Below are 4,108 nucleotides of genomic sequence, written 5' to 3'. Positions count from 1 at the left end.
CCCCATTTGTTGAATAATGAAGCCCACCAACAGTTGCAACATTTCGAGACTCAATCACACGGCTTTAGTACCTGCTGTCTACGCTTCACAACCAGCGTTACCACTGGCTATGCAAGACTCGCTTCCGGCTGATGGCTAGTCTTTGCCGGGCAGGAGTTGAACCTGCTGGATTTCAATGAATGATTTCAGCTCATAAGAACCTCCCACATCCTCAGGCTTCGCCTGTCGCAATCAACATAGTTGTCGCCTCAACTCAGGCGACTTTACTTAGTTGCCCGTCGCAAGACTTATCAGGGTTCAGCCAGACTTCATCTACCAGATCCCAGTTCCTGGTTTCACGCGTACCCCAGCGTTCAGGGTGACGCTCCTTTGCAAGTGCATAAACGACTTTCCGGTTATCCATCAGGGCCTTTATTTCTCCTCGATGCCTTTGGCCGGGCGTCAGGAACTTAAGACCACTGTGCCGGTGTTCTTCGTTATACCACTGGGTAAAGCCATGCACCCAATGTCGGGCAGCATCCAGATCAGCAAACGGCTTTGACGGATAGCCCGGCCGATACTTCAGCGTTCTGAAGATCGCTTCGGCGTAAGGGTTGTCATCGCTGACTCTCGGGCGACTGAATGACGTCACAACACCCAGGCGCTGCAAGGTGGATAACATGGTGCCACCTTTCATGGCACTACCATTATCCGAGTGCAATACCAACGGCCTGTCCTGCGCCGAAATACCGTGACGCAGGCATGCTTTGCTGATCATATCAGCCGCATACTCTGCAGATTCATGCTCATGAACTTCCCAAGAAACAACCATACGACTGTATATGTCTATTACCAGATACAGGTAGAAGAACTGACCACGTACCGGCGAGCGCAATGGAATAAGACACGGGGCGTAGTCGAACTATTTCCCCGCATCTCTTCCCCGAACCGTACGTGCACCTTTCAGCGCATACGGCTCTCCACTCAACAGTGGCTGACAGCCATTGCAACATCTCCATATTTTGATGTGACGGTTTTACGGTCATCATCCCTGAGGTAGGGATTGCATTCCGGTAATCGGAAGCGAAAGGGTCTCTTGGTACTGCTGACTAATCGAAACAGACTGGCGCCACACAAGTTTCCATTGTCTGTTCTTCCAAACAATACCCATGTTCTGGCTTTGCCTGCTTCGGGATGCTTACACCATTTCCGCATGATTGACTTCATGCTGCAACGGTATTTACGAGCCAGCCAGTGACCCAGCTTCCAGAATACTGCCCTGTCCACTTTGTTGTAGACCATTGCCGTATTATCGGTAAATTGGTAGAAATGTGACCAACCCTTCAGTTTGCGGTTGATGAACTCCACCATGTCGATCTTACTTTTGCTGTAATTACTCGACAGCTCTTTGGTCAGTTTCGCAATGAAGTTTCTGGTCTTATCCTTGGGAATGGATGTCGATATCCGCATTTCTCCTTTACGGTTGCGTTTCCGAATAATCCGGTGCCCGAGGAATACAAAGCCGTCGTTGATGTGAGTAATATAGGTTTTCTCCACATTCAACGTCAGTTTCAGCTTATCTTCCAGTACTTCACAACATTCATCCTTTATGGCTTCGGCTTGTGCTTTGGTGCCTTTTACAATCACCACAAAATCATCCGCATATCGACAATAAGAAACCGATGGTTGCCATTGTCGATCCTCTTGCAGAGCAATAGGACGATTGATCTTAATAGTATGATTCCAGTACCAACGATCCTTACGCGCCTTGGGACTAAGATATCGCTGCTCCAGATACTGATCGAACTCATGGAGCATGATATTCGCCAGCAATGGAGAGACAACTCCGCCTTGTGGCACCCCTTCGCTGGTTGCACAGAAAAGCATCTTATCGATATGGCCTGCCTTGATAAAACGCCAAAGCAAGGTCAGGAAGCGTTGATCCCTGATCCGCTTGCGAACGCCTTTCATCAGTAGGCGATGATGCACAGTATCAAAGTAGCTGGAGAGATCGCCTTCTATCACCCAGCGCCCGCTGGTGTGAGTGCCATCCTCCAATTGAAGCTTAACAGTACGAATCGCATGGTGAACACTGCGTTCTGGCCTGAAGCCATAGGATAGACGGTGGAAGTCGCTTTCCCAGATAGGATCCATGACCATCAGCATGGCTCTTTGCACAATGCGATCCCTGAGGGTAGGAATCCCCAAGGGTCTCATTTTGCCATTAGCTTTCGGGATATAGACCCGCAGAGCTGGCAAAGGTTGATAGGTTCCATTCAGTAACTGTTCACGAATGGCCAGAATAAGCTGAGGGAGACGACCTTCAAGCGATATCTTCGTCATGCCGTCAACCCCTGGCGTATGAGCACCAGATGAGGCCAGTGTGATACGAGCGGCTTCCTGCAGCCAAATCGGTTCAGCAATTAATCGTAAGAGACGGTCAAACCGTCGACTTTCATCCTTGGTTGCCCATGTTGCTAACTTGCATTGCATTTCTCTGATTATCAAAGGTCTTCACCTCGTTCTCTTAAAGAGGGTCAGATAATTTGCCCTGCAAATCTGCTGAGCTGTTCCCCTTTGCCATGTAATGGGCTTTCCCCATCTCGGACTACTACGGGAACTCTGCCGGCCTGTTCATCATGGGAGCCATACTTCCTTAACATCTGAACAGACCTTCCTCGGTAGATTTACCTGGACTCAAACGTGTCGGGGAGGCTGCCGGTCGCAGTCTTTACCCTTGCTTGCCGCAAGTCGATACAAAGCTTATGGACTGGTTGAGTGAACTCCATAAGACCACTGTTACCAGCCTATTTGTCTGGCTCAGATTGCAGCATCAGCGCTACCTATGCTTCTGCTGTCTTTGTATTCCACCTGTTAAGCCGTGTAGGAGGAGGCGACATTTCAACCCACAGATGCGGATTAACCGGTTCGTGTTCCTCAACCTTCCGACACTCAGTCTTGAGAACCATCTTGGCGTAACGGCTTCGCCTCAGTTCCCGTTGTCAGCGAGTTACATCACCCTGCCAGTGTGCGGCAGGTCACTGTCGCTCAGACTCATGTCTCCCCTCAACGGGAAACAGCTGCTATGTTGTTCTTCCTGAACGGTGCATAACAGATTCCAGATAAACTCGTGATCCGGTGACTGGCTTCTTGCCAGCTCCGGATTCCGAGCACACGATAGGTAATATCCCATGACCAAACCTGGTTTGGACCCGTTGCGCAGTATGATGTCGGCTTCCGTCGGGAAGGCTTGCCTGAGCGCCCACGATGATGTTGCTGCCCGTGTTTATGCAGCACCCGGTAGTATGTTCTTTCAGACCCAAGGTACTCACCTTCATCGAGCAATACAGGGACAATCTGGCTCGGTGGCAAGCTCTTAAAACGATCACTGTTGCATTTATCCAGAATGGCCTGCTCCTCCGCTTCAGAGAGCTTGTTTACTGGTTCAGGACGCTGTGCGCCCGGTCTTTTGTCAGACAGAATAAGATCACCGTCTTTCCAGCGCTGTACCGTTCTGGCACTCAGGCCTATGGTTTCACAGGCTTTCGATTGACGAGCACCGGCGTCTATAGCCTCTTGGATAAGGCCGGTCAGGTATTGTCGATCTGGGAGAGAGGTCAGTCGTCCTCTGATGTTCCCCAGATCTCCCGGACCTTTTTTGAGAGAACCAGCAAGGCAGCAGTTTCTGCTAACGCCTTGTCCTTGCGATTGAGTTCACGCTCCAGTTTTTTTATGGTCTGCTTGTCTCTTTTGTGCTCATCAGACAATGCTTTACGGCGCACTGGCTGGCTTTCAGGCTGAGCTGAAACACCATGGATAAAATCGGTTTTCCATTGCAGGATCTGCTCAGCAAAGAGGCCTTTTTTACGACAGTAGGCAGCCATCTCTGCTTCGTTAAGCGCTGCAGTTTCAATGATAACAGCCAGCTTGTTTTCAGCATTCCACTGGTCGGGTTTTTTTCCATCGCCTGGCACAGGCACTCCTTTTGATACAGCATTTTTTCGCCAAGTGTACAGAGTCACATCAGAGATCCCAGTCTCAAGTACTAGCTGTGAAACAGGCACATTGTTGGGCGGCATCATCTTCTGAATGATGGACTCTTTGAACTCTTCTGAATAGCGGGCCATTG

At 49.9% G+C, this 4,108-nt stretch carries 5 protein-coding genes; 1 reads left to right on the top strand and 4 read right to left on the bottom strand.

Translation table 11 applies throughout. The annotated features are described in order from the left end of the window. Positions 1-253 precede the first annotated feature (253 nt). The 3 genes from KDK13_RS00770 to KDK13_RS00760 form a co-directional block, all read right to left on the bottom strand. On the bottom strand, positions 254-874 hold the full coding sequence (locus KDK13_RS00770; RefSeq protein WP_257282818.1) for a DDE-type integrase/transposase/recombinase: 621 nt from the start codon (positions 872-874) through the stop codon (positions 254-256). Positions 875-963: 89 nt separating this feature from the next. Continuing rightward, the gene (gene ltrA / locus KDK13_RS00765) at positions 964-2,487 is read right to left on the bottom strand and encodes a group II intron reverse transcriptase/maturase (RefSeq protein WP_373692190.1); all 1,524 of its coding nucleotides are present in this window, start codon (positions 2,485-2,487) and stop codon (positions 964-966) included. A gap of 502 nt (positions 2,488-2,989) precedes the next feature. Next, positions 2,990-3,172: a hypothetical protein gene (locus tag KDK13_RS00760; protein ID WP_257282817.1), complete on the bottom strand. Its 183-nt coding sequence runs from the start codon at positions 3,170-3,172 to the stop codon at positions 2,990-2,992. On the opposite strand from KDK13_RS00760, the gene KDK13_RS00755 reads away from it, so the two are divergent. Continuing rightward, entirely contained in the window at positions 3,171-3,359 is a 189-nt protein-coding gene (locus KDK13_RS00755) for a hypothetical protein (protein WP_257282816.1), read from the top strand. The two genes, KDK13_RS00760 and KDK13_RS00755, sit on opposite strands and share 2 nt — an antisense overlap. A gap of 237 nt (positions 3,360-3,596) precedes the next feature. Here the strand turns inward: KDK13_RS00755 and KDK13_RS00750 are convergent. Beyond that, a partial coding sequence (locus KDK13_RS00750) for a transposase (protein WP_257282815.1) occupies positions 3,597-4,108 on the bottom strand: 512 nt, incomplete at its 5' end.

Source organism: Endozoicomonas sp. SESOKO1 (assembly GCF_024606265.1).
Taxonomy (GTDB): domain Bacteria; phylum Pseudomonadota; class Gammaproteobacteria; order Pseudomonadales; family Endozoicomonadaceae; genus Endozoicomonas.
This window is presented reverse-complemented; position numbering and strand designations above follow the sequence as displayed.